At 68.1% G+C, this 23,063-nt stretch carries 24 protein-coding genes; 1 reads left to right on the top strand and 23 read right to left on the bottom strand.

All coding sequences use genetic code 11. The annotated features are described in order from the left end of the window. Positions 1–27: 27 nt before the first annotated feature. Genes trmD through smc form a run of 7 tightly spaced genes read right to left on the bottom strand, consistent with a single transcriptional unit; the run spans position 28 to position 7,619 of the window. Complete coding sequence (gene trmD, locus GBA63_RS10210; RefSeq protein WP_166175772.1) at positions 28–717, bottom strand: tRNA (guanosine(37)-N1)-methyltransferase TrmD; 690 nt, start codon at positions 715–717, stop codon at positions 28–30. 4 nt (positions 718–721) lie between these two features. Then, a complete protein-coding gene (gene rimM, locus GBA63_RS10205; protein ID WP_166175770.1) occupies positions 722–1,210 on the bottom strand; it encodes a ribosome maturation factor RimM in 489 nt (162 codons plus the stop codon). A gap of 5 nt (positions 1,211–1,215) precedes the next feature. Beyond that, the gene (locus tag GBA63_RS10200; protein ID WP_228282409.1) at positions 1,216–1,455 is read right to left on the bottom strand and encodes a KH domain-containing protein; all 240 of its coding nucleotides are present in this window, start codon (positions 1,453–1,455) and stop codon (positions 1,216–1,218) included. An 8-nt stretch (positions 1,456–1,463) separates the two neighbouring features. After that, positions 1,464–1,706: a 30S ribosomal protein S16 gene (rpsP, locus tag GBA63_RS10195; RefSeq protein ID WP_166175768.1), complete on the bottom strand. Its 243-nt coding sequence runs from the start codon at positions 1,704–1,706 to the stop codon at positions 1,464–1,466. Positions 1,707–1,726: 20 nt separating this feature from the next. Continuing rightward, the gene (gene ffh / locus GBA63_RS10190) at positions 1,727–3,058 is read right to left on the bottom strand and encodes a signal recognition particle protein (protein ID WP_166175766.1); all 1,332 of its coding nucleotides are present in this window, start codon (positions 3,056–3,058) and stop codon (positions 1,727–1,729) included. Then, on the bottom strand, positions 3,059–4,318 hold the full coding sequence (gene ftsY, locus GBA63_RS10185) for a signal recognition particle-docking protein FtsY (RefSeq protein WP_166175764.1): 1,260 nt from the start codon (positions 4,316–4,318) through the stop codon (positions 3,059–3,061). After that, a complete protein-coding gene (gene smc / locus GBA63_RS10180; protein ID WP_166175762.1) occupies positions 4,299–7,619 on the bottom strand; it encodes a chromosome segregation protein SMC in 3,321 nt (1,106 codons plus the stop codon). Before smc ends, ftsY begins: the two co-directional genes overlap by 20 nt. A gap of 529 nt (positions 7,620–8,148) precedes the next feature. Between smc and GBA63_RS10175 the strand changes: the two genes are divergently transcribed. Continuing rightward, entirely contained in the window at positions 8,149–8,556 is a 408-nt protein-coding gene (locus GBA63_RS10175; RefSeq protein ID WP_166175760.1) for a RidA family protein, read from the top strand. Between the two features lie 369 nt (positions 8,557–8,925). On the opposite strand, the gene GBA63_RS10170 is transcribed toward GBA63_RS10175, so the two are convergent. The 16 genes from GBA63_RS10170 to GBA63_RS10090 form a co-directional block, all read right to left on the bottom strand. Further along, positions 8,926–9,909, bottom strand: a complete 984-nt coding sequence (locus tag GBA63_RS10170; RefSeq protein ID WP_166175758.1) for an NAD(P)-dependent alcohol dehydrogenase — start codon at positions 9,907–9,909, stop codon at positions 8,926–8,928. 135 nt (positions 9,910–10,044) lie between these two features. After that, complete coding sequence (locus tag GBA63_RS10165; protein WP_166175756.1) at positions 10,045–10,704, bottom strand: ribonuclease III family protein; 660 nt, start codon at positions 10,702–10,704, stop codon at positions 10,045–10,047. 8 nt (positions 10,705–10,712) lie between these two features. Beyond that, the gene (gene fabF / locus GBA63_RS10160; protein ID WP_166175754.1) at positions 10,713–11,969 is read right to left on the bottom strand and encodes a beta-ketoacyl-ACP synthase II; all 1,257 of its coding nucleotides are present in this window, start codon (positions 11,967–11,969) and stop codon (positions 10,713–10,715) included. Next, positions 11,966–12,211, bottom strand: a complete 246-nt coding sequence (gene acpP / locus GBA63_RS10155) for an acyl carrier protein (RefSeq protein ID WP_166175752.1) — start codon at positions 12,209–12,211, stop codon at positions 11,966–11,968. The genes fabF and acpP overlap by 4 nt, the downstream gene beginning before the upstream one ends. Before the next feature lie 78 nt (positions 12,212–12,289). Next, positions 12,290–13,033 (bottom strand): 3-oxoacyl-[acyl-carrier-protein] reductase, encoded by a 744-nt coding sequence (fabG, locus tag GBA63_RS10150; RefSeq protein WP_166180044.1) that lies wholly within the window; start codon positions 13,031–13,033, stop codon positions 12,290–12,292. Then, a complete protein-coding gene (gene fabZ, locus GBA63_RS10145; RefSeq protein WP_166175750.1) occupies positions 13,033–13,482 on the bottom strand; it encodes a 3-hydroxyacyl-ACP dehydratase FabZ in 450 nt (149 codons plus the stop codon). Before fabZ ends, fabG begins: the two co-directional genes overlap by 1 nt. Next, on the bottom strand, positions 13,479–14,297 hold the full coding sequence (locus GBA63_RS10140; RefSeq protein ID WP_166175748.1) for an ACP S-malonyltransferase: 819 nt from the start codon (positions 14,295–14,297) through the stop codon (positions 13,479–13,481). The genes fabZ and GBA63_RS10140 overlap by 4 nt, the downstream gene beginning before the upstream one ends. Positions 14,298–14,304: 7 nt before the next feature. Continuing rightward, positions 14,305–15,252: a beta-ketoacyl-ACP synthase III gene (locus GBA63_RS10135; RefSeq protein ID WP_166175746.1), complete on the bottom strand. Its 948-nt coding sequence runs from the start codon at positions 15,250–15,252 to the stop codon at positions 14,305–14,307. Beyond that, entirely contained in the window at positions 15,249–16,247 is a 999-nt protein-coding gene (gene plsX, locus GBA63_RS10130; RefSeq protein ID WP_166175744.1) for a phosphate acyltransferase PlsX, read from the bottom strand. Before plsX ends, GBA63_RS10135 begins: the two co-directional genes overlap by 4 nt. Before the next feature lie 25 nt (positions 16,248–16,272). Continuing rightward, a complete protein-coding gene (gene rpmF, locus GBA63_RS10125; RefSeq protein WP_166175742.1) occupies positions 16,273–16,458 on the bottom strand; it encodes a 50S ribosomal protein L32 in 186 nt (61 codons plus the stop codon). Between the two features lie 29 nt (positions 16,459–16,487). Continuing rightward, positions 16,488–16,946 carry a YceD family protein gene (locus tag GBA63_RS10120; protein WP_166175740.1) on the bottom strand — a complete coding sequence of 153 codons (459 nt, stop codon included), beginning with the start codon at positions 16,944–16,946 and terminating at the stop codon, positions 16,488–16,490. Positions 16,947–16,965: 19 nt separating this feature from the next. Continuing rightward, entirely contained in the window at positions 16,966–17,421 is a 456-nt protein-coding gene (locus tag GBA63_RS10115) for an ATP synthase F0 subunit B (RefSeq protein WP_166175738.1), read from the bottom strand. 22 nt (positions 17,422–17,443) lie between these two features. Then, the gene (gene coaD, locus GBA63_RS23200; protein ID WP_207957184.1) at positions 17,444–18,487 is read right to left on the bottom strand and encodes a pantetheine-phosphate adenylyltransferase; all 1,044 of its coding nucleotides are present in this window, start codon (positions 18,485–18,487) and stop codon (positions 17,444–17,446) included. A gap of 10 nt (positions 18,488–18,497) precedes the next feature. Further along, positions 18,498–20,639 (bottom strand): ATP-dependent DNA helicase RecG, encoded by a 2,142-nt coding sequence (recG, locus tag GBA63_RS10100; protein ID WP_228282405.1) that lies wholly within the window; start codon positions 20,637–20,639, stop codon positions 18,498–18,500. Next, on the bottom strand, positions 20,620–21,435 hold the full coding sequence (locus GBA63_RS10095) for a DegV family protein (protein WP_166175734.1): 816 nt from the start codon (positions 21,433–21,435) through the stop codon (positions 20,620–20,622). Before GBA63_RS10095 ends, recG begins: the two co-directional genes overlap by 20 nt. Further along, positions 21,432–23,015 carry a DAK2 domain-containing protein gene (locus GBA63_RS10090; RefSeq protein ID WP_166175732.1) on the bottom strand — a complete coding sequence of 528 codons (1,584 nt, stop codon included), beginning with the start codon at positions 23,013–23,015 and terminating at the stop codon, positions 21,432–21,434. Before GBA63_RS10090 ends, GBA63_RS10095 begins: the two co-directional genes overlap by 4 nt. Between the last annotated feature and the right edge of the window lie 48 nt (positions 23,016–23,063).

The raw sequence follows: 23,063 nt of genomic DNA, 5'->3' as shown, positions 1-23,063 counted from the left end.
TCCTCTCGTGGGTGTTCCTACGAACGGTCACGGGGACCGGCGGCCGGTCCCCCTCGCCTCCGACCTGGTCCGAGACTCCCGCTCGCGCCAGGCGCGGATCTCCGCATGATTGCCGGATAATAGCACGCCGGGCACCTCCTCTCCATCCCAGACGGCCGGCCGCGTGTACATCGGCGGCCCAACCACGCCCTCCCCGGAGAAGGACTCCCCGATTAGGCTCTCCGCGTTTCCTAGCACCCCGTCGAGGCGCCTGACCACCGCGTCGGCGAGCGCGGAGGCCACGATCTCCCCGCCCGAGAGCACGAAATCCCCGAGCGAAACGGCTTCGGTGCAAAGCTCCGTCCGGACGCGCTCGTCGACTCCCCCATACCTCCCGCAGACGACCGTAAGGTCGGGTCCGGCGGCGATGTCGTCCACGTACGCCTGCACGAGCGGGCGTCCCGCCGGCTCCGTGAGCACGACACGGCGAGTGTTCCGAACCTCCCTGGCCGGCGCGCCGTAGACCTCCTCGAAGGCGCGGGCAACGACGTCGACGCGCACCACCATCCCGGCGCCGCCGCCGTAGGGCATGTCGTCGATGCGGCCGTTCGGGGAGAAGTCCCTGAGATCGAAGCTCCTGTAGCCTACGACGCCGCGCTCTATCGCGCGTCCGACGACGCCGACGCGCAGGGCGGCGTCGACCGCCTCGGGGAAAACGCAAAAGACGTCGATGTTCAAGATCCTACTCCGGCGGGCGCACGACGAGGCTGCGGCCCGCGAGGTCCAGGGTGGGGACGTGCTCCATGGTGAAGGGTACGAACAACTCTTCCCCGCCGGTTCGGATCACCAGCACTTCGTGCGCCGCCGTCTCGAAGGTCTCCTTCACCTCGCCGATCCTCTCCCCCGCCTCGTCCATCGCCGTCAGGCCGACCAGGTCGCCGACGTAGAACTCGCCCTCCTCCGGGCTATCGAGCTCGGACCTGTCGAGCAGGAGAGGCTCGCCCTTGAGGCTCGCCGCCCCGGGTCGGTCGCCGACGCCTTCGAGTTCCAACAGAAAACCCTTCGGGGTGGGGCGGGAGGCCAGGATCTTGCGTCGCACGCCCGCCACCTGGGGCGAGATGCCGTCCCGGAGGTGGTCGCCCGACCCCGAGGGCCGCACCCTTACCGTGCCGCGCACGCCGTGGGGGCCGACGATCACGCCGATCGTCACCGGGTCGGGGAGGTCCGCCACGGGGGCTAGTCCGAGACCTCCACGTTGGCGCGCTTGCCGACCTTCACCGAGGCGGCCTTCACGACCGTACGGATGGCCCGGATCGTGCGCCCCCCGCGTCCTATGACCCTTCCGATGTCGTCTGGCGCGACGGTGAGCTCGAGGTCCACGTGCGAGTCGGATTCGGTTGCGGATACTTCGACCCTGTCCGGCTCGTCCACTATGGGCCGGACGAGGAGAAGCAGGAGGTTCTCCAGTCGTTCCACGGCGTCCTCTACAGGACGCCGGAGATCTTCAGGAGGTTGCGGACCTGGTCCGTGGGCTGGGCGCCCTTGCCGATCCAGTCGCGCGCCTTCTCCTCGTCGACCGTGATGGCCGAGGGCTCTGCCTGCGGGTCGTAGGTGCCTATCCTGTCTATGAACGCGCCGTCGCGCGGGCTGCGGGCGTCGGCGACCACTATCCTGTAGAAGGGGTTCCCCTTCGAGCCGTGCCTCGCGAGCCTGATCTTTACCGCCATACCTGTCTCCTCTCGGTTTTCTACCTGCGTCCGGACAGCCCGGGCAACTTCGGCATCCCGCCGCCCTTGCCCATCTGCTTCATCATCTTCTGCATCTCGCCGAACTGCTTGACGAGCTTCTGCACGTCCTGCTGCGTGGCGCCGGAGCCGCGCGCGATCCTGCGCGCCCGGCTCGGGTTCTGCAACAATTTCGGGTTGCGGCGCTCCTTGACGGTCATGGAGGTTACCATAGCCTCGACCCTCGCGAGCTGGTTGTCGTCTATCTCCACGCCTTTTAGCTGCTTGCCGAGGCCCGGGATCATGCCGAGCAGGCCCGAGATCGGGCCCATCCTCTTGATCATCTGCATCTGCTTCAAGAAGTCCTCGAACGTGAACTTGCCGCTCATCAGCCGCTGGGCGTCGGCCTGCGCCTCCTCCCGGTCCATCTGCTGCTCGGCCTTCTCGATGAGCGTCATGACGTCGCCCATCCCGAGTATGCGCCCGGCCATCCGATCCGGATAGAAGTAGTCGAACTCGCTCATTTTCTCGCCCTCGGAGGCGAACCTTATCGGCCGCTCCGTCACCGAGACGACGGATAACGCCGCCCCGCCGCGCGCGTCGCCGTCGAGCTTGGTGAGCACCATCCCGTCGAAGTCCGCGTACTCCTTGAACGCCTGCGCCACGTCGACGGCGTTCTGGCCCGTCACCACGTCGAGAACGAGGAGCACGGAGTGGGGCTTCGAGACGCTGCGGACGCGCTTGATCTCCTCCATCATGTCCATGTCGACGACCTGCCGGCCCGCCGTGTCCACGATGACGAAGTCGTAGCCGCCCTCCCTCGCCTCCTTGATGCCCCGCTCGGCGATCTCCTCCGGCTTAGGCCCCGTCCCCTCCGTGTAGACCGGAACGGACAACTCGCGCCCGATCTGCTGCAACTGCTCTATGGCGGCCGGACGGTAAGTGTCGCAGGCGACGAGATAAGGGTTCTTCCCGAGCTTCCGCACGAAGAGCGCCAGCTTGCCCGCCGTCGTCGTCTTGCCGTGACCGTTGAGGCCGGCGAGCATGACCACCGTGGGCGGGCGCGACGCGAAGGAGAGCTTGTGCGAGGTCCCGCCCATCAGGTTCGCCAGCTCCTCGTTGACGATCTTGACCACCTGCTGGCCGGGACTGAGCGCCTTGGAGACGTCGGCCCCGGTCGCCCGCTCCCTGACGTTCGAGACGAACTCCTTTACGACGCCGTAGTTCACGTCCGCCTCGAGCAGGGCGAGCCGGATCTCGCGCGTCACCTTCTTTACCTGGTCCTCGGTCAGGTTGCCGCTGCCGCGGACCCCGTCGAGCGCCTTGTTGAGCCTGTCGCCTAAGGTATCGAACATCTAGAGATCTCCAAACAATGCTTCCGCGAACTCCCTGGCGTCGAAGGGGTGCAAGTCCTCGACCTTCTCTCCCACGGAGACCAGCTTTATGGGAACCCCCACCTCGTTCGCGATGGCGAGGGCGATGCCGCCCTTGGCCGTGCCGTCGAGCTTGGTGAGGATAATGCCGGTGAGCCCGGCTACCTCCTGGAACATCTTCGCCTGCCTGAGGCCGTTCTGGCCCGTGGTGGCGTCGACGGTCATCAACACCTCGTGCGGCGCGCCCGGCATCTGGCGCCCGATCACGCGATGCACCTTGTCGAGCTCGGCCATGAGGTTGACCTTGGTGTGCAGCCTGCCGGCGGTATCTATCAGGAGCACGTCCGTGCCCTCGCGCCTGGCGGCCTGGATCGAATCGTGCGCCACGGCCGCGGCGTCGGCCCCGCGGTCCCTGGCTATGACCGGCGTGCCGGTCCTCTCGCCCCACTGCTGGAGCTGCTCTATGGCGGCGGCCCTGAAGGTGTCGCCGGCGGCGAACATCGTGGTTCCGGGCAGGAAGCGCGAGAGCTTGCCGATGGTCGTCGTCTTGCCCGTCCCGTTGACGCCGACCATCAGGATCACGGTCGGCTTGTGCGAAATATCCAACTCGACGGGCCCTTCGAGCATCTTCGTCGCGTGCTCCACCATGAGCCTCTTGAGCTCGGCGCCGCTGGTGATGTTCCTGCGCAACGCCTCCTGCTCCAGCTCGGCGACCAGCTTCGCCGTGGTCGGCACCCCGACGTCGGAGGAGACCAGTATCTCCTCCACCCTCTCCCAGAACTCCTCGTCCTCGGCGTCCTTGAACTCCGCGACGGCCGCGTTGAGCTGCCCGACAAAGGACTCCCGGCTCCGGGACAACCCCTGCCGCAGCCTCCCGAACCACCCGGCCGACTCTTGCTCCTCGGCGGCCGCCCCGGCATCGGGCGCCTCCTCGACGGCGGTCGGCTCCGGCAACGCCTCGACGACCTCAGGCTCGGACTCCGGCTCCAGAACTTCCTCACGGGGAGGCTCGACCGGCTCCGCGGCCTCTTCTTGCGAAGGTTCTACGGGCTCGTCTTCGACGGAAGGCGCCACGGTCTCCGACGGGTCTTCCGGGGTCACGGGCTCGGGGTCGGCAACCGGGGACTCCGTACCGTTGGCGGACGCTTCCGCGTCCGGCGGGGCTTCCGTCTCGGTAGTAGGACCCTGCTCCTCGGGTTCGTCCTTGCTGCGTCTGAAAAAGTTACGCCAAGAGCGCGCCATGGGCGACTTCTCTCTCTCCCTGCAAACGTTTAGATACGACAGTGGTGGCACCGGAGGCGTCCTGGACCACCCCGTAAAGCACGTCCGCAGCGGCCATCGTCCGCTTCTGGTGGGTGACCAGCAGGTACTGTCCGCCGGATCGGTGAGAGTCTACCACAGAGAGAAAACGCGCCAGGTTCACGTCGTCCAAGGCAGCCTCCGCCTCGTCCAAGATACAAAAGGCCCCCGATCCGCCCATCGGACGGCTCAAGAAGATGCTGAACAGGAAAGAGAGCGCGAGCAGAGCCCGCTCCCCGCCCGAGAGAACCCTGAGCGGCCTCCAACCCTTACGCCCCAGCCGGAGCCCGATCTCGACCCCCTCCTCGGACAACTCTAAAATCCCCGAAGCCCCCTGCAACATCCTCGGCACGATCTCCCCGAACGCCTCCCGTACCCTCCCGAAGGTCTGCGAGAACCGTACCTCTATCTCCCTGTCCACCGAGTGTATTATGCGGTTAAGTTCGGCCGTTGCTTCTTCGGCGTCGGCGCGCTGGGCTGCGACGAACTCGTGGCGTTCGCGCAGTTCCTGTTCCTGGGAAAGGGCCAGGAGGTTGACGTCGCCGAAGCGTTTGAGCTGGCGGGCCAGCTTCTGGCGTTCGGCATCGGTCTCCTCGGGGTGGCGCTCGGCCTGCAGGCGGGCCGCTTCCAGCGTGCTGCCCCACTCCGTCTGGATCTCCTCGAGCGAAGCGGCCGCGTCCGCCTCGGCCCTCGCGACCTCCTCCGAGAAGCGGGCGGCTTCGGCGCGGGCCGTGGCAAGCTCCCCTGCTGTCTCGACGGCCCGGCGCGAGAGTTGCGAACGCTCTTCCGAGACCCGGCCTTGGGCCTCCGAGAGCCCGGCCCGAGTCTGGCGCAGGCCGTTCCGGCGCTCGCGCACGGCGGAGAGGAGGGCCGCGGAGAGGTCCGCGGCCCTCTTCGCCAGGTCGCGCGGGGAGACGGTATCGGGGGCGGAGGACGTTGCCTTCTCCAACCTCCGTCGGAAGGCCGCCTCGCGCTTTTTTCCGTCGGAGATAGCGGCCCGCAGGGACCGAAGGCGCCGGTCCGAGTCCTGGGCGGCGGCCCTGGCGGATTCCGCGGCGGCGGTCGCGGCGGCGGCGGCCTCGCGGTCGGAGCGTGCCGACTTTTCCGCTTCGGAGAGCTCGCGGTCGGCCGAGGAGATACTGCCAGCCAGTTCCCCCGCCTGGCGCTGCCTGTCGAGCTTTTTGCGCCGCGAGGTCTCGGCCGCGCCCAGGCGGCGGACGGCCTCCGTCACAAGGGCGGAGCGGGCCCGCCGCGCGCGCTCGGAGAGGCCGCGCAGCGCGTTCGCGGTCTGTGAGACGGCGGTGAGGCGTTCTGAGGCGGACTGTATAGTGCCGCGCGCGTCGTACAACGTCCCGCCCGGCCCGTTCTTAAGGGCGTCGAGGATCTCCAGCTCGGCCCCGAGTCGGGCCTCCCGCTCGAAGTTTCCGGGCCCGGGCCGGCGGCTGACGCTGGTCCTGGTGAGGCGGAGGCCGTCCGTGGTCACGGCGACGTGGCCGTTCAGGTTGGCGCCGTCGTTCGGGCTGTCCACGACGAAGATGCCGCCGAGCAGGCGCTCTACGGCGCCCGTGTAGCGTCCGTCGAGCACGTCGACGCACTCGGAGAGGGGCGTGCCGGGAGCGTGGCCGTCGGGCTTCACGTCCTCGGCGTCGAGCCTCAAGGCGACGGGGTCTGCCTCGGAGAGCATGAGCATACCCTTGTCCAGGTTCTCCGCGAGAACGCCCGCGCCATGCTCGCCGAGGGCGGCCTCGACGGCCGCCTCGTAGCCCGGCCGGGCCCGGATCACCTCATAGAGCCGCGTGGCGTCCCCCGCCGGCGCCGCCGCCCGCAGCGACCTGACCCTCGACTCCGAACGTCCCACGGCCGCGGCGAGCCCCCCGCGCCTGTGGCTCACCTCCTCGAAGCGCGCCTCCGCGCGCCCCAGAGACTCCGAAACCTCCTCGGCGAGACGGCGCACCCGATCGCCCGAACGATGCTCGCGCAGGCCCCGCAATTCCTCGATGGCGCGCCGGAGACGGGCGAGATCCTCCTCCGGGACGTCCGGCGTGGGGCCCGCCGGGTCGAGACCGGCGAGCCTGGCGCGCAGCCTGTCCAACTCCGCGGCTAGGCGCGACCTCTCCCTCTCGGAGCCAGAGCTTTTGCGGGCGGCGACCTGGGCGGCCCGCGCCTTTTCTTCAGCGCTCTCCCTCGCCTTGATGACGTCTGGTTCCAGGCTACCGGCCCTCCCACGGAGCTGTTCCAGGCTTTCGGAGGTCCGGCGCAGCTCCTCCTGCAGCCGGCGGAGCACGAGGCGCCGCTCGCCCTCGCGGTCGGCGCCGGAATCCAGCCTGAGCAGGGCGCGGTCGGCCCGCAGGTTCTCCGAGCGGAGATCCTCGGCGGCGTCTTCGAGCGCCTCCGCGCGCCGCTCGGTCTCGTTGGCGCGGCGCGAGATGTCGCGCAGGCGTTGCTCTATCTTCTCGCCCTCGTCGCGCAGGCCACGCTCAGTCTCGTCCAATCTGTCGACCCGGGACCGGCCGGCGCGCAGCCGTTCCCTGAGGTCCGAGAGCTCGCGGTTGGCAACCCGGTAGAGGTGGGCGAGGGAGAGCTCGCGGTAGCGGGACTCGATCTCCCTGTAGCGCCTGGCGGCTTCGGCTTCCGTCTGGATCCTCCGAAGTTGCGTAGCCAGTTCCGTCTCCAGTTGCCGGCTCTTCTCCAACTGGTCGTCGGCCCTCTCCAGGCGACGGCTGGCCGAGAGGCGCCGCCTGCGGTACACACCGAGACCAGCAGCCTCTTCCAGCGCCAGGCGGCAGGCCGCGGCCCCGCCGGCGACGATCGCGTCAACCGAACCCTGGCGCAGGATACTGTGGCGGCCGAGGCCGGCCTCCCCGGCCACCGCCCGCACGTCGGCAAGACGGGAGCGGGAGCCGTTGATGCGATACTCCGTCTCGCCGACGCGGGAGATGCGGCGCGTAATCGAAACCTCCTCGTAGGGCAGCGAGATCTCCCCGGAAGCGTTGTCGAAGACCAGCGTTACCTCCGCGGCGCTCGCGGCCGGAAGCGACTCGGAGCCCGAGAAGATCAAATCCCCCATGGCACCCGCCCGTAGAACACCCGGACTCTGCTCCCCCAAAGCAAACAACACCGCGTCCGTGATGTTGCTCTTGCCCGAGCCGTTGGGACCGACTATCGCGGTGATCCCACCTTCGAGCGGCATCCTCACCGGCCTGGCGAACGTCTTGAAGCCCTTGATATAGATCGCCGAAAGCACTAAACGAGCATTTTACGCAACTTGACCACAGAAAGCACGCGGAAAAGTGGAGCAAAATGCTTGTCAGCGCCCTTCCCCCCGATCCCCCCAAACCTCGCCTCTTGAGTCCGGCACGTATGGCGTGCCCGTCAATGGCCGGAAGATGCCCGGCCTACAGCCGGAACCACGTCGGCACAAACTCCGCGACGGGGACAAGCGGCGCCCCCTGTCGCGAATCCAACGCGGCCGATCCTCCCCGAGGGCCGTGGTGGGACTCGCTGTTGCGCTCTTGCTCTACTCGGCCCACGGCCCCTCGGCGGGTGGGATTGGTTGCTGCCGGCCCTGCTCGACCGAGGTGCAACATCCGTCGAACCGGTCTCCCGCGCCGTTCACCGGCGCGGTTAGCATGGGGATGCCGTGGGTCGAGCGTCTGGCGCGGCGGGGGGCCGCCGGCGACCGGGGAAACAGCCCACGGCACCAGTATACAGAGCATTGCACTGCTACAGTATTCGGGTCCCGAGACTGCGGGTTCTCACGAGAAGGAGCAAGCATGCCCATTACCCTGGTAAACCCCGAAGGACTGCCGGAGGTCGACCTCTACCGGCAGGTGTCGGTGGCCACCGGATCGAAGCTGGTCTTCGTCGCCGGCCAGGTCGCCTGGGACGCCGACGGGGTCACGGTCGGCCGAGGCGACCTCGCCGCCCAGGTCGAGCAGTGCTACCTCAACGTCTCCATCGCCCTGGCCGGGGCCGGGGCCTCGTTCGACGACGTGGCAAAGTTGACCGTCTACCTCGTAGACTGGACGCCCGAGAAGATGCCCACGGTGATGGAGGGAATTGCCCGGGCGTCCGAGAAGCTGGGGGTCGCCCCGGTCCCGCCGCTCACGGGGCTGGGCGTCAGTGCGCTCGCCGCCCCCGACATACTGGTCGAGGTCGAGGCCACCGCGGTCATCGACTGAACCGAAGGTCGGGGTCACCTCGACCCGGGCGGGCCGACTCCTCCGTCTCCACCCCGTGGCCCGTGGCTGAAGGGTCTCGTTTCACGGTCAACGAAACGCTCCACGCGACCGACCTCTTCTACCGCTTCGCGTAGAACAGACCAGGCGACGGGTGAGCCCGCGGTGTCCATCAGGCCCAAGCCTCATGGTACGTGAACAAGGTCTGCTGGAGCCCGTGTGGCAGCCTGGGGTCCCTCGGCGCGTAATCTCCCGGCCTCGGTGCTTTCGGTCATCCCGCCTCGCAGAGGTCGTCGAGGCCGAACGGCCGCGGTTGCGCGAGGGTCCCGGAGTTCGGACCTCGACCGGCTGGATTCTGTCCCGATCATGCCCCTACCCTACGTCGCGTTCCATCGTCATCACCACGCCCCCCCTCTTGTGCCCGGTCTCGACGTAAACGTGCGCTTCGGCGGCCCGTTCCATCGGGTATTGCCGGTCCAGGACCGGCTTGATCTCCCCGGCCTCCACTAGCTCCCTCAGGAAGGCGAGATCCCGCGTCTTCTCGCGCGCCGGCCTCATCCCCGTGGCCGCGAGCTTCGCCTTCTTTCCACCGGGCTTTAGATTCCACAACATCCGAAGAAACATCGCGGGCGTTGGCACGGTCGAGAGATAGACTCCGCCATGAGTGAGCGAGCCCCTTGCGCGCGAGAACGAGCTCTTGCCTACGGCGTCGAAGATGATGTCGTAGGTCCGGCCCGCCGCGGTGAAGTCCTCCTTCGTGTAGTCGATGACCTCCTTGGCCCCGAGCGACCTCACCAGTTCCACGTTCGCGGTGCTGCAGACCCCCGTAACCTCAGCCCCGAAGTACCTGGCAAGCTGCACGCCGTAAGCGCCCACCGACCCGGAAGCGCCGTTGACCAGGACCCTGTGCCCGGTCCGGATTCCTCCCTTGTCCCTGAGGAAGGGCAACGCCGTCATCGCCCCGTCGCAGACGGCGGCGGCCTCGCCGGGCGTCACGTTGGACGGTCTTATCGCGATCGCCCCTTCTTCGGGCAGGACGACGTACTCGGCATAAGCGCCGAAGCCCGTTCCCGTGGCAGCAAAGATCTGGTCGCCGACGCCGAATCGCGCCACGTCGCGGCCGACCGCCTCGATCTCACCCGAGAACTCGGTCCCGAGTATCTTCTTCCTCGGTTCCAGCGGGCCGAAGAAGAGCCTGATCAAGGGATCGCCCCTCCGAAACGCGCAATCCGTCGGCGTGACCGCTGCCGCACGGATCTTTATCAGCACCTGGTCGTCACCGGGGGCGGGCCTCTCCACCTCCCTCAGCTCGAGTACGTCCGGCGCTCCGTATTTTGTGTACACGATCGCCCTCATAAGCGTCCTCCGTTATCGCTTCTTCGACGGGCACCATAGGCACAGAAAGCAGGCGAACACATCCCCCTGATGAATGATTCTGATCCAGAGAGCCGAGATGCTGACAGGCTGACAAGCTCGCGAAGCGAGCGGCCCCTACGCGCCTACGTGAACCTCGACGGACTCGCGCGGGACGGGCCTTATGCCGAGGATTTCGAGCGCGGCGCGGGCGGCGGATTGTTCGCTCTCCTTGATGGAGGGGCCTTCGCCAGTCGCGACCTCGCGGCCTTCCACGGAGACGCCGGAGACGAAGCTCGGGCGGTGGGCCGGGCCCTGTTTGGAGTTGACGCGGTAGGTGGGCCGGAGGCCGTCGGCCTGGAGGGTCTCCTGCAGGAGGGTCTTCCAGTCGCGCAGCTCGTCCGTGTCGACCTCGGAGGGGTTGAAGATCTCGTCCACCGTCTGAAGAACCAGGTCGCGGTCTATGAGGTAGGCGGCTCCTATGATGGCCTCGACGGTGTCGGCCACCACCGAGTCGTTTATGACGGAGGTCTCTATGATCTCCTCTATGCCCTCGCGCCGGCCGACGGTCGCCAAAAACGACTTTCTGACCAGGTGCGCCCGGATGCGGGTCAGGTCGCCCTCGAGGAGTTCGGGGTAGCCGTGGAAGACGAGTTCGGCGACCCGGTTGTTCAAGACCGAGTCGCCGAGGAATTCGAGGCGTCCGTTCGATTCGTAAGGGTCCGCCACGCTAGGGTGGGTCAGCGAACGCAGCCTGAGCGGCTCTGGCAGGATCGCTATGAGGTCCCTTATAGACATAACGCTCTCTATTCTACACTTGTGAACGCAACCACGACGTTGTGCCCGCCGAACCCCATGGAGTTCGAGATCGCCGCCTTGAGATCCGGCGCCTCGGCCGCCTCCCCCACCACGTAGTCCAGCTCCTCGCAATCCTCAGCGAGGTTCTCCAGGTTGATGGTGGGAGGCAGGATCTTCTGCTTCAGCGCGAGGGCGCACATAATCCCCTCGGTGGCGCCGACGGCCCCGAAGGAGTGGCCCGTCATGGACTTCGTTCCCGAGACCCTGGCGTGGGGCATGACCCGGGAGATCGCCTTTGTTTCCGGCGCGTCGCCTGTTGGGGTGGCGGTCGCGTGGGCGTTGACGTGCCCGACCTCCTCGGCGGTAAGGCCCGAGTCTTCGAGGGCCCTTAGCATCGCGCGCTCAACGCCGCGGCCCTGCTCGTCGGGGGCGGTCACGTGGTATGCGTCCGTGGTCCGGCCGTAACCGGCCACCGCCGCTATCGGCTCGATGCCGCGCTTCGCGGCGTGCTCCTCGCTTTCGAGGACGACGGCGCCGGCGCCCTCGCTCATCACGAAGCCGTCGCGGCCCGCGTCGAACGGGCGGCTCGCGTGGGCCGGATCTCCGTTGTAGCGGCTGACCGCGCGGATCGCGCAGAAGCCGGACATGCTGAGGGGCGTTATCGGGGCCTCGGAGGAGCCGGCTATGACGACGTCCGCGTCACCGCGGCGTATGAGCTCCAGGCCCTCCGCTATCGCCTCGCCGCCCGTGGCGCACGCAAGTACCGGGCACTGGCTCGGCCCCGTCGCCCCGAGCAGGATGGCAAGCTGGCCCGCGGCCATATTCGGGACCATCATCGTTATCAAGAACGGGCTGACGCGGCCGGGGCCGCGCTCGGCGAGGACCTTGTACTCGCGTTCCCAGGTGGAGAGGCCGCCGATGCCGCTCCCGAGGACGATGGCCACGCGTTCCGGGGTCTCCCGGATCACGTCCCCAACCCCGGCGCTCTCGGCGGCTTCGAGGCCCGCGGCGACGCCGAGCTGGGCGAAGCGGTCCATGCGCCTGGCCTGCTTCTTGCTCATAAAGTCCGTCGGGTCGAAGTCAGAGCACTCGCCGGCTATGCGGGAGGGGAACGGGGAGGCGTCGAACTGGGTTATCGGGCCGATGCCGCTCTTCCCGTGCAGGGCGGCGTCCCAGAAGTTCTCGACGCCGGTGCCGAGCGGCGTCACGGCCCCCGCGCCCGTTATAAGGGCGCGGCCCCTGCCGTTTGTCGGCGGCTGCGTCACGCCGCCTGGTGCTGGTCGACGTAGTCCACGGCCTCTTCGACCGTGGTGATCTTCTCCACCTCTTCGTCCGGGATCTCGAGCCCGAACTGCTCCTCTAGCTCCATGATGAGCTCTACGAGGTCGAGCGAGTCGGCCTCCAGATCCTCCCGGAAGGAGGCGTCGGGCGTGACGTCGCCCTCGTCCACCCCCAGCCGGTCGGCAGTTATCTCCTGAATCTTGGACAGAATCTCTTCGCGCTCCAAAACCTTTTTCTCCTCTCTTGCTTTATCAGTCAGCACGTACCCTTTCCAGGATAGCGCGTAGTGTAAACGTTTGGCCCGCTACTGCATAGTCATCCCGCCGTCCACGGCCAACGTCTGCCCGGTCACGTAACCGGCCCCCTCCGAGGCCAGAAACGCAACCGCTTCTGCTATCTCCTCGGGTTCCCCGAACCGCCCGTTGGGCACCTGGGCCCGGATCTGGTCCTTGACGTTCTCGGGCAGGCTGCCCGTCAACTCCGTCTCCACGTACCCGGGCGCGACCACGTTCGCCGTGATCCCCCTCTGCGCAACCTCACGCGCCACGCTCTTGGTGAACCCGATGATCCCGGCCTTGGACGCCGCGTAGTTTGCCTGCCCGGCGTTCCCGACGAGCCCGACCACGGACGAGACGTTCACGATCCTGCCCCACCGGGCCCGCACCATCGGCCGCAGCGCGGCCTTCGTGCACAGATAGGTCCCCTTGAGGTTGGTCCGCAAGACGTCGTCGAACTCGTCCTCTTTCATCCGCATCATCAGGTTGTCCCGCGTAACGCCGGCGTTGTTGACCAGGATGTCGACACGGCCGAACGCCTCGTTGACCCCGTCGAAGAGCCGCTTGACGTCCTCTGGCTCGGCAACGTCGCCCTTGAACAGCTCGCACTTCCGGCCCGTCTCGCGCACCGCTTTGGCCGCCTCCTCGGCAGCCGCGTCGTTCGAGCGGTACAAGATGGCGATGTCGGCCCCCTCGGAGGCGAGCTCGACGGCTATCGCCCGGCCTATGCCGCGGCCGCCGCCCGTGACGATGGCGACCCTGCCTTCGGAGATCACTCCACGTCCCCCTTCGCCGCGAAGGCGAACATCAGCTCCGCCTCGCAGACCCGCTCGCCGTTCACGGTGGCCCTGCCCTTGCCCCGCCCGACGGAACCCTTGAGCCTGACTATCTCGACCTCCATCCGAAGCACGTCACCCGGCAAGACCTGGCGCCGGAACCTGACGCCGTCGATGCCGGCGAAGAGGGCGAGTTTGTCCTGGTGTTCGCCGCCGGCCATGACGCCGACTGCCCCGACCTGAGCCATCGCTTCGATGATGAGCACGCCGGGCATGACCGGATAATCCGGGAAATGGCCCTGAAAGAACGGTTCGTTCTGGGTGACGTTCTTGACGCCGACGGCGCGCACGCCCGGCTCCAGCTCTTCGATCCTGTCGACGAGAAGAAACGGGTACCTGTGGGGGATCAACCCCCGAATGGCCGCCGGACCAAGCGGCGCCTTCACGAGAGCGCCTCCTTCGCCGTCACACCCGTTACGTCTTCTCTCTTGAAATCCCGCAGCATCCGCGTCAGCGTCCCGTCCTCCCCGGCCTCGACGATTTCCTCCACGCCCATCTCGAAGAACCGTCCCATGACAGCGGCCCACCGGACGGGCGAAAGCATCTGCTCGCGCAGCGCTTCCCGAACCTCCCGCGCCGTGCGGAGCACCTCCCCGCTCGCGGCCCCTACCATCGGGACTGCAGGCTCCGCGAACTCCACCTCGTTCAGCAACTTCTCCATCCTTGCCGCGGCGCCCTCCATGAGCGGCGAGTGGAACGCGCCAACTACGCGAAGCGGTACCTTTCTGCCCTTGATCTCCCCGGCGACGCCTTCGAGCGCCCCCTTCTCGCCCGAGATGACCGTCTGGCGCGGCGTGTTGTAGTTGGCGGCAACGACGACGCCTTCTGACGCGTCCACCGCGCGCTCCACCTCCTCGACGTCGGCCCCGATCACGGCGACCATCCCGCCGGGCGTCTTCTCCGACGCCTCCGTCATGAGCCTGTCGCGCTCCGCCACGAGACGCACGCCGTCTTCGAGGCCCAAGGAACCGGCCGCGTGCGCCGCCGCGTACTCCCCAAGTGAGTGCCCGGCCACGACGTCGGGCTCTACGCCCGCGCCCCGCAGCCTGTGGAAGAGGCTCACGGAGCTGGCGAAGACGGCGAGCTGGTACGGCGGCTCGCCGTCGCCCACGCGGTTGCGCAGGGCCTCCTCGACTTTGCCCGTGACCTCGCCGCCAGCGGTTCCCTGGCCTGGAAAGACGACAGCCCGCATCCGCGCCATGCTCCTCCTAGATCCTGTACAGGTTCGCGGCCCACGTCAGCCCGAACCCGAACCCCACAGTGACAACGTACTTCCCCGGCTCCATGTCGTCGAAGATGTCCGGGTACGAGAGCGGGATGCTGGCCGCTGATGTGTTCCCGAACCTGTCCAGGTTCATCACGATCCTCTCCTCCGGCAGATCCATCTTCTTCGCCGCCGAGCGTATTATGCGGGCATTTGCCTGGTGGGGGATGACGTACTGCACGTCGTCCGGGGTCAGGTCGTTGCGGGAGAGGAGCTTTTCGAACATGTCGGGGAGGATGCGCACGGCGAACTTGAAGACCTCGCGGCCGTTCTGGTAGAGCTTGTTCTCGTCGCCGGGCTGGCCCGCGCGTCCGAGGGGGGCGCCGCCGCCGTCGGCGCCGAGGATGTGGTCGACGAAGCCCGATTCGCCGTCGCCCGCGTCGAGGATGACGGCGCCCGCGCCGTCGCCGAAGAGGACGGCGGTAGAGCGGTCGGTCTGGTCGACTACCGTGCTCATGGCGTCGGCGCCGATCAGGAGGACCCTGCCCGCGGAGCCTGCCCCGATCATGGCGCTCGCGACGGAGGCGGCGTAGGAGAAGCCGGAGCAGGCGGCGGAAAGATCCATCGCGCCGACGCCCGCCGCCCCGACCTCCTCCCCCACCAGGCACGCCACGGAGGGCATCGATTCCGGGGCTGTAGAGGTGCCGCAGATTATCAGGTCGATCGAGTCGCCGCCGACGCCGGCGTGCTCCAGGGCGTTGCGCGCAGCTCCGGTCGCAAGCGTCGCGCACGTCTCACCCTCTTCGACGAACCTGCGTTCGTGGATACCGGTGCGGGAGGAGATCCAGTCGTCCGTCGTGTCGAGCACGCTTTCGAGGTCCTTGTTCGTCACTACCCGTCCGCCTAGCGCCCGGCCGACGCCTATGATCTTGCCCTTAGCCGGCCCGCTCACGCCGGCTCCCCGCTGGCGGAGAGGAGGGCACGCTGCATCTCGTCGGTCAGGCCCGGGCCGGAGCGGGAGATGCCGAGCAGGGCGTTCTCGACGCCTCTCGCCATCGAGTTGCCGTGCCCGATAACGACCGGCCCACGCACCCCGAGCAGGAACGATCCCCCGTAGTTCTCGGGGTCCACCTGCTCCCGCACGGCCGCCAACTTGGGCCTGAGCGCGGCGCCCGCCAGCTTGCCCGCCAGGCTCCCCGTCACGGCGGAGCGGACCATGCCGAGCACCTCCCGGGCCACCCCCTCCGCGGTCTTGAGCACCACGTTGCCGGTGAACCCGTCGGTAACCAGCACGTCTGCCACGCCGCCGCCGAGGTCCCTGCCCTCGACGTTGCCGACGAAGCGCAGGCCCGAGGCGGCTATGAGGCCGTGGGCCACCCTCGCGAGGTCCGTCCCCTTGCCCGGCTCCTCGCCGACGTTGACGAGCCCGATCCTGGCTTCCTCCCTAAGACCAAAGTATCTCCTGGCGAACACGCCGCCAAGAATAGCGAAATTGAGCAGGTCTTGCGGCCGGCACATGGTGGTCGCTCCAGCGTCGAGCAGCAAGACGGGGTTCCGCAGGGGCAGGACGGTCGCGATCGCGGGCCTGCGGCAGCCGTCTAAGCGGCCCACCCGCAGCAGCGCCGCCGCCACCGAGGCCCCCGTGCTCCCCGCGGAGAAAAAGGCGTCGGCCTCGCCGGCGCGGACCAGCTTCGCGGCGACGGCCACGCTCGCGTCGGGCCTGGACCGGAGTGCCGCGGCCGGTTCTTCGTCCATCGCCACGGGACCGTCCGCGGGGTGCACGGAGACGTTGGGCGGGAGCGTCCCGCCCAGGTGACCCTCGATCTCTTCAGGGACGCCGACCAGGTAAACGTCGTCGTCGGGAAGCCGGCGGGCGGCTGCGATCGCCCCCGCGACTACCTCCTTCGGGGCGTTGTCGCCGCCGAGGGCGTCTACGGCGAGGCGCACCGCTTCTCTCGGTCGGTGGGGCTGGCTACTCCGTGGCCTCTACGGCCACGGCGGTGCGGCCCTTGTAGAAGCCGCAGTTCGCGCATACGCGGTGCGAGAGGTGCGGCTCGCCGCAGTTGGGGCACGCCTGGAGGCCGGGCCCCCTCAGCGCGTGGTGGGCCCGACGCTGGTTCTTGCGCGCCTTGGACGTCTTCTTCTTCGGTACTGCCATGGTGTTACCTCCTGTCGATTACTGAAGTGCTAGAAGCCCGAAACGGAGATCCCGTCCAGGCCCCGCCAGCGCGGGTCGATCTCATCCCCGCCGTCTTCGGCGCCGACGGGCTCGGTGCCTTCTTTGAAGACCTGCATGGGGACCTCGTTCGGGAGCGCCCGCTCGGCGTAGCGCCCGAGGTCGAGCGTCCAGTCGTCCACCGCGAGTTCCTCGTCGTCGGGGCCTGCCAGAAGCTCAGAGTCGCCGAACTCCAGTACGAGGCCCGTCGGATCCAGGGTCCTGTCGCAGGTGGTGGCGACCGTCGTCCTGACCCTGATATCCAGGTGCAGGCCGTCCGAGACCTTCGTCACGCCGACGTCTGCCTCCGCCGCCGTTACTTCGTGGTGGCGGCCGTAGAGGTCGAATGGCTCGGCGGCGAAGTCGGCGTGCAGGTCGTGCCTGTCTCCGACCTCAGCGCCCGGCTTTCTGAGGGGGATACGGTTGCTCATGAAAATAGTGTACCGCTTGTTATTGTTCCTGAACGCCCTGCAGCTTCGAGCGGCCCCGCTGCACGGCTTCGAGCAGCTTGCCGAGGTTGTCTTCGAGGTTCGCGAGGACCTCGTCGGCGTAGTCTTCGGCGCCGAGGCGAATCTCGCGCTCGCGGCGCCTCGCGTCCTCCATGATCTCGGCGCTGCGCTTCTCGGCCCGCTTGAGGACCTCTTCTTCCGAGGTGATCTTCTCGGCCTCGTCCTGGGCGCTGCGGATTATGCGGTCGGACTCGGAGCGGGCCTCATCCAACATCGCCTGGCGCTCCTTGACGATCCAACGCGCCTGCTTGAGCTCTTCGGGGATGGTCTGGCGCATCTGGTCGATGATGTCGAAGGCGGCGTCGCGGTCTACCATCGCCGTGTTGCCGAAGCCCGGGAAGCTCCGGGCGTCCTCGACCAGCTCTTCCAACCTGTCTATGAGTACCAGTACGTCCATCCTCAGCAACCTTATCCTTTGCCTACGATCCCTGTATCTTACCGTCCGAGCCGGAATAAATCTGCCGGACGGTCTCCAGTATGCCGTCGGGCACCAGCCCGCGCACCTCGCCGCCCAACGAAGCTATCTCCCGAACCGCGCTCGAACTCAAGAAACTGTGCTCGGAAGCCGCCATTATAAAGACCGTCTCGATCTCGGGCGAGAGGGTCCTGTTTAGCTGCGCCTGTTCGAACTCGGACTCGAAATCAGAGACGGCCCGAAGGCCCTTCACTATGGCCCCGGCCCCCTGCTCCCGAGCAAAGTCCACGAGAAGTCCCTCCATCACCTCCACCGAGACGTTCTCCATCTCGGAGGTGACTTTTTCTATAAGGCCGGCCCGTTCCCTGGCCGAAAGCCTGGGGCTCTTGCGCGTGTTCCCGCCCACGGCCACGACGACGTGGTCGAAGATGCGGGAGGCCCGGCGGATGATGTCGAGGTGCCCGGCGGTAACGGGGTCGAAGCTTCCGGGGCAGACGGCGATCCTCATTGTCATATCTGATCTTTCAAGTACGGTCACGAACGTGCCGCCGTAACGGCGCGTTGCCCCCTCTCTGCCAAACGCGTTCTCCGGCGGGGCCTCGCCGCTCTCGATCACGACCCGGCCCCCGGGCGCGAGCAAGACGCCCAGCCGGGACACTATCCCCCCGACCTCCGACGCGGCGATTCTATAAGGTGGGTCCGCGAAGATCAAATCGTAGCGTTCCTCGCGCTGGAGCAACCTCCCGACCACCCGCCCGACGTCCCCGGCGACGACCTCCGCCCGCTCCGTAAACCCCGTCCTGGCCAGGTTCTCGGAGATGGTCCTGCGGGCGGCCCGGTCCCGCTCTACGAAGACCGCCCTCTCGCAGCCGCGGCTCATGGCCTCGATGCCCAAAGCGCCCGTCCCGGCGTACAGGTCGAGCACCGCGCCGCCCACGAAGAACTGGCCCAGGGCGTTGAAGACGGCCTCGCGCACCCGGTCGCCGGTCGGGCGGACGCCCTTCGGCACGGGGGCGAGCCGCACGCCGCCGGCGGTCCCCGCTATCACCCGCAAGGCCCTACTCCCGGAAGAGCCACTCGACGTCGGAGCCGAGTAGCTCCCGGATCTCACGCCGCAGCGGCCTGTGGTCAGGCCGCCTGAGGGTGGGATCCCCGGCGACGAGGGCAAACGCTTCCCGCCGCGCCTCGACGAGCACGTCGAGGTCCCTCAGAAGCTTGGCGACCTTCAGGTCCGGCATCCCGCTCTGGCGGCTCCCGAACAGGGTTCCCTCGCCCCGGATCTGGAGGTCTACCTCCGAGAGCTTGAACCCGTCCTGGTGCTCCGCGAGCGCCTCGAGCCGTTTGAGCGAGTCGTCCGTCTTCGGGTCCCCGATCAGAAAGCATTTCGGAGGGTGGAGCCCCCGCAGAACCCGGCCGCGGAGCTGGTGGAGCTGGGAGAGGCCGAAGCGCTCCGCGCCCTCTATGACTATGGCGCTCGCGTTCGGCACGTCGACCCCGACCTCGACGACCACCGTGGCCACGAGGACCTCGATCTCGCGCGACCTGAAGGCGGCCATCGCGTCCCGCTTCTCCTGGGCCTTCATGCGACCGTGCAGGAGGCCCACGGTCCTGTCCGGGAAGACCTCCTCCGCCAGCTCCTCCCGCAGCTCCTCCGCCGCCCGCACGTCCTCCAGCGCCTCCGACTCTTCCACCAGGGGGCAGATTACGTAAGCCTGGCGCCCCCCTTCGAGCTCCTCGCGCACCTCCTCGTAGGCCTCCAGACGCCCGGCGGGCTCCACTATCCGGGTCTCGACGGGCTTGCGGCCGGGCGGCAGCTCGTCGATGACGGAGACTTCGAGGTCGCCGTAGAGCGTCAGCGAGAGGGTCCGCGGGATCGGGGTAGCGGTCATGACCAGAGTGTCCGGCGTCTTGCCCTTCTCCCTGAAGACCGTCCTCTGGCCGACGCCGAAGCGGTGCTGCTCGTCGACCACCACGAGCGAGAGGTCCCTGAACTCAACACCCTTTTGGATCAGCGCGTGCGTCCCAACGACCACGTGCGCCTCACCGCCCTCGATCCTCCGCAGCGTCTCCCGCCTCTCGGCGGCGCTCTGCGATCCGGTGAGCAGCACGACGTTCACGGGCAGGTCCTTGAGGGAGGCGGATATAGACAGGAAGTGCTGCTCGGCCAGCACTTCCGTCGGGGCCATGATGGCGCCCTGTCCGCCCGATTCGACGGCCGTAAGCAGGGCCGCGACGGCGACGACGGTCTTGCCGCTCCCGACGTCGCCCTGGAGGAGCCTGCGCATCGGCTTTTCGAGTCGCATATCGGCCAGCACCTCCTCGACCACCCGCTCCTGGGCGCCCGTGAGGCCGAAGGGCAAGGCCTTGACGAACGGGTTGAGGAGGCGGCCGTCGCCGCGGTGGCGGGCGCCCGTCTCGGTCCTGTCGAGCCGGATCTTGCGCGCGGCCAGCCCCGTCTGGATGAGGAACAACTCGTGGAAGACGAGACGGCGCATCGCCGCCCGAAGTCGCGCCCTGTCCTCCGGAAAGTGGACCTCCTGGACGGCGTCGTGCAGGTTCGGTAGGCCGTGGCGGGCCAAGAGGTCCGCCGGGAGCGGGTCCTGGACGTGTCCCGCGGCGTCGAGCGCCCGGTGGATGAGGGTTCTGACGCGGCGGGCCTGGACGCCCTTATTGGCCGGGTAGATCGGGACGAAGCGCCCAGCGTGGGGCCCGTCGTCGGCACCTCCGCCGTCGTCCACGACCTCGATGCTCTTGGCCGCGAGCTGTATACCGTAGCGGCTCTGGACCTCGCCCGAGACCACGACCCGCGTCTCCGGCTGGAGGCCGCGCTGCATCCAGGAGCGGCCCCAGACCGTGACGGGCAGGTAGCCCGTTCCGTCGTAGAGTTGGGCGGAGAAGCCCGGGTGTCGGCCCCGGACGGGACGGCCTACGGGGCGGGTGCTTACGACACGGCCTACCACCGTCGCCTTCTCGCCCACGCGCAACTCGCCGATCTTCTTTACGTTCGAGAGGTCCTCGTGGCGGGATGGGTAATGCGAGATCATATCGGCCACCGACGTGACGCCGAGCTCTTTGAGCGCCGCCTCTATCCTCGGCCCCACGCCGGGAAGCTCCTTTACCGGACGGGCGCGGAGCCCGCTGAGCGTGGACCTCGGCGGGAGCTTCGGCTCCGTGACCTCGCTAGAGGTGGGCCAGGCCATAGGCTCCGAGGCCCACGTGCGAACCGACGACGCCCCCGATCTCGGCGACGCGCGTCTTCTCCACGCCGAGTCCCTCCGCGAGCTCCGCGAGCGGTTCGGGCGTGGCGATGTGCCCGAAGTAGATCGGGCGCCCGGCCTCGGCGGCGGGCTTCACTTCCTCGATTATCGAGTTCATCTGCCGCCTGCGCCCCCTGGTGCGCTTGTGGGGTACGACCTCCCCGTCGACCACCTTGAGAACAGGCCGGATGTCGAGCGCCGTCCCGACGAGGCGCTGGGCGCGGCCGATCCTGCCGCTCTTCGCCAGGTACTCGAGCGTTCCGACCGCGAACAGCAGGTTGCACCGCCCGGCCGCCGCTTCCGCTGCCCGCTTCACATCCTTGAAGTCCCCGCCCTCGTCCAGAACCTTCAGCGCCTCGAGCAGGATCAGGCCGCTCCCCATCTCAGCACTCCTGGTATCGAGCACCTCTACGGGCCGGTCTACCATCCCCGCCGCCTGCCCGGCGGAGTCGTAGGTGCCGCTGAGCTTGCGCGAGAGCGTCAACACCAGGATGTCGTCGTAATCCGAGAGCGCCTCGTAGGCCTCCACGAAGGCGCCGGCCGGCGGCTGCGACGTGGTCGGGAAGACGTCGGCGTCGCGAAGGCGCTCGTAGAACTGCTCGTTGGTCATGTCGACCTTGTCCCTGTACGTCTCGTCCGGGCCGAAGTGGAACGTCAGCGGGACTACCCGCACGTCGGGCCTTTCAAGCACCTCGGGGCCGGCGCTCGTCGTCGAATCGGTGACGATGGCCGTGGTCACTCGGCCACCATCTGAAGGGGGTAGAGGGGCTGCCCGCCGTCTCGCACTTCTACTTCGAGCTCCTCGTCCAGGTCGCGGATGCCGTCTGCTATCTTGTCCGCCTCTCCAGGGTCCAGATCCTCCCCGTACACGATGGTAAGGATGTCCGCCCCGTTCTCGACGATGGTGCGGGCGAGCGAGAGGGCGACTTCTTCGGCGCTCTCTCCGGCCGCGGCCATCGCGTCGTCCAGGAAGCCGATAAACGAGCCTTCGGGCACGTCCTGTCCGTCCAGTCTGGCGTCCCTGACGGCGCGGGTAATCTCGGCGCGTTGCAGGGAGGCCGAGATCTCACCCATCTCCTCGAAAACGTCCTCGAGCTCGCCTTCGGCATCGAAGCCGACCATCACAGCCAGGCCGGCGGCGATGCTCCTGGTCGGCACGACCCGCACGGGGACGTCCACCAGCTCCGACACGCGCTCGGCGGTCGGCACGATGTTCTTGTTGTTGGGAAGCAGGATCACGGAAGGGGCGCCCGACTCCTCGACCGCCCGGGCGAGGTCCGCGGCGCTCGGGTTCGCGCCCTGCCCGCCCTCGACCACGACGGCGCCCATCCCCTCGAAAAGCGAACGGGTCCCCGCGCCCCGGCTCGCCACCACGACGCCGACGTTGCCCGCCCGGCGCTTTTCGGGGGCTTCGGTCCTGGAGCGGACCTGGGCCTCCATGTCCTCGATCTTGACCCTCGCGAGCCGCCCGAAGCGGCCGGCGAAGGAGAGCATCTCCCCCGGGTCCTGGGTGTGGATGTGGACGTTCACCGTGTCTTCGTCGGCGATGACGAGCACGCTCTTCCCGCTCTCGTAGACGCGCTCCTCGAACTCCTCCGCCTCGCCGGAGAACCCGGAGACGACGAACTGGGTGCAATAGCCCCAGGCCTCCTCCTCGGCGTGGATGGCCGTCAGGTCGGGGACGTCGTCCTCGGAATCGAAGGAACTCGCGATCTCCTCGCCCGTCACGCAGGCGTAGAGGCCGTCGAGGATGACCGCGACGGCGAGGCCTCCGGCGTCGACGACGCCCGCGTCGCGCAGGACGTCGAGCAGCTCGGGCGTCCTGCGGACCGACTCGTGGGCCTCCTGGGCGGCGGCCCGGATCACGGCCGGCAGCTCGTCCTCTCCCGCGCCCACGGCCTCCCCGGCTGCGCGGGCGGCGTCCTTGATCACCGTAAGCATGGTCCCCTCGACCGGCTCCCTTACCGAGGCGTAGGCCCTCTCTTTGGCGCCGTCGAGGGCCGCGGCGAAGGTCGCGGCGTCGAGCGTCTTGCGGCTGGCGAGGACGTCGCAGGCGCCCCGGATCATCTGCGAGAGGATCACGCCCGAGTTGCCCCTGGCCCCCATAAGCGCCGCCCGCGCCACGGCCCGGCTCGCCTCTTCGGGGCTTCCGTAGCTGGCTTCGGCGGCGTCTTTGAGGGTAGATTCGAGGGTGAGCAGCATGTTCGTGCCCGTGTCCCCGTCCGGGACGGGGTAGACGTTGAGGGCGTTGATCCTGGAGACCTGCGCCTTGAGGGCCGCGTGGGCCGCGGCCCCGAGTGAGGCCACTTTTACCGCCATTGCATCCGACCCTCTTGCTGTATCCCCACTGCGCTCCTTGCGTGCCCG

Source organism: Rubrobacter tropicus (assembly GCF_011492945.1).
Classification (GTDB): Bacteria; Actinomycetota; Rubrobacteria; order Rubrobacterales; family Rubrobacteraceae; genus Rubrobacter_D; species Rubrobacter_D tropicus.
This window is presented reverse-complemented; position numbering and strand designations above follow the sequence as displayed.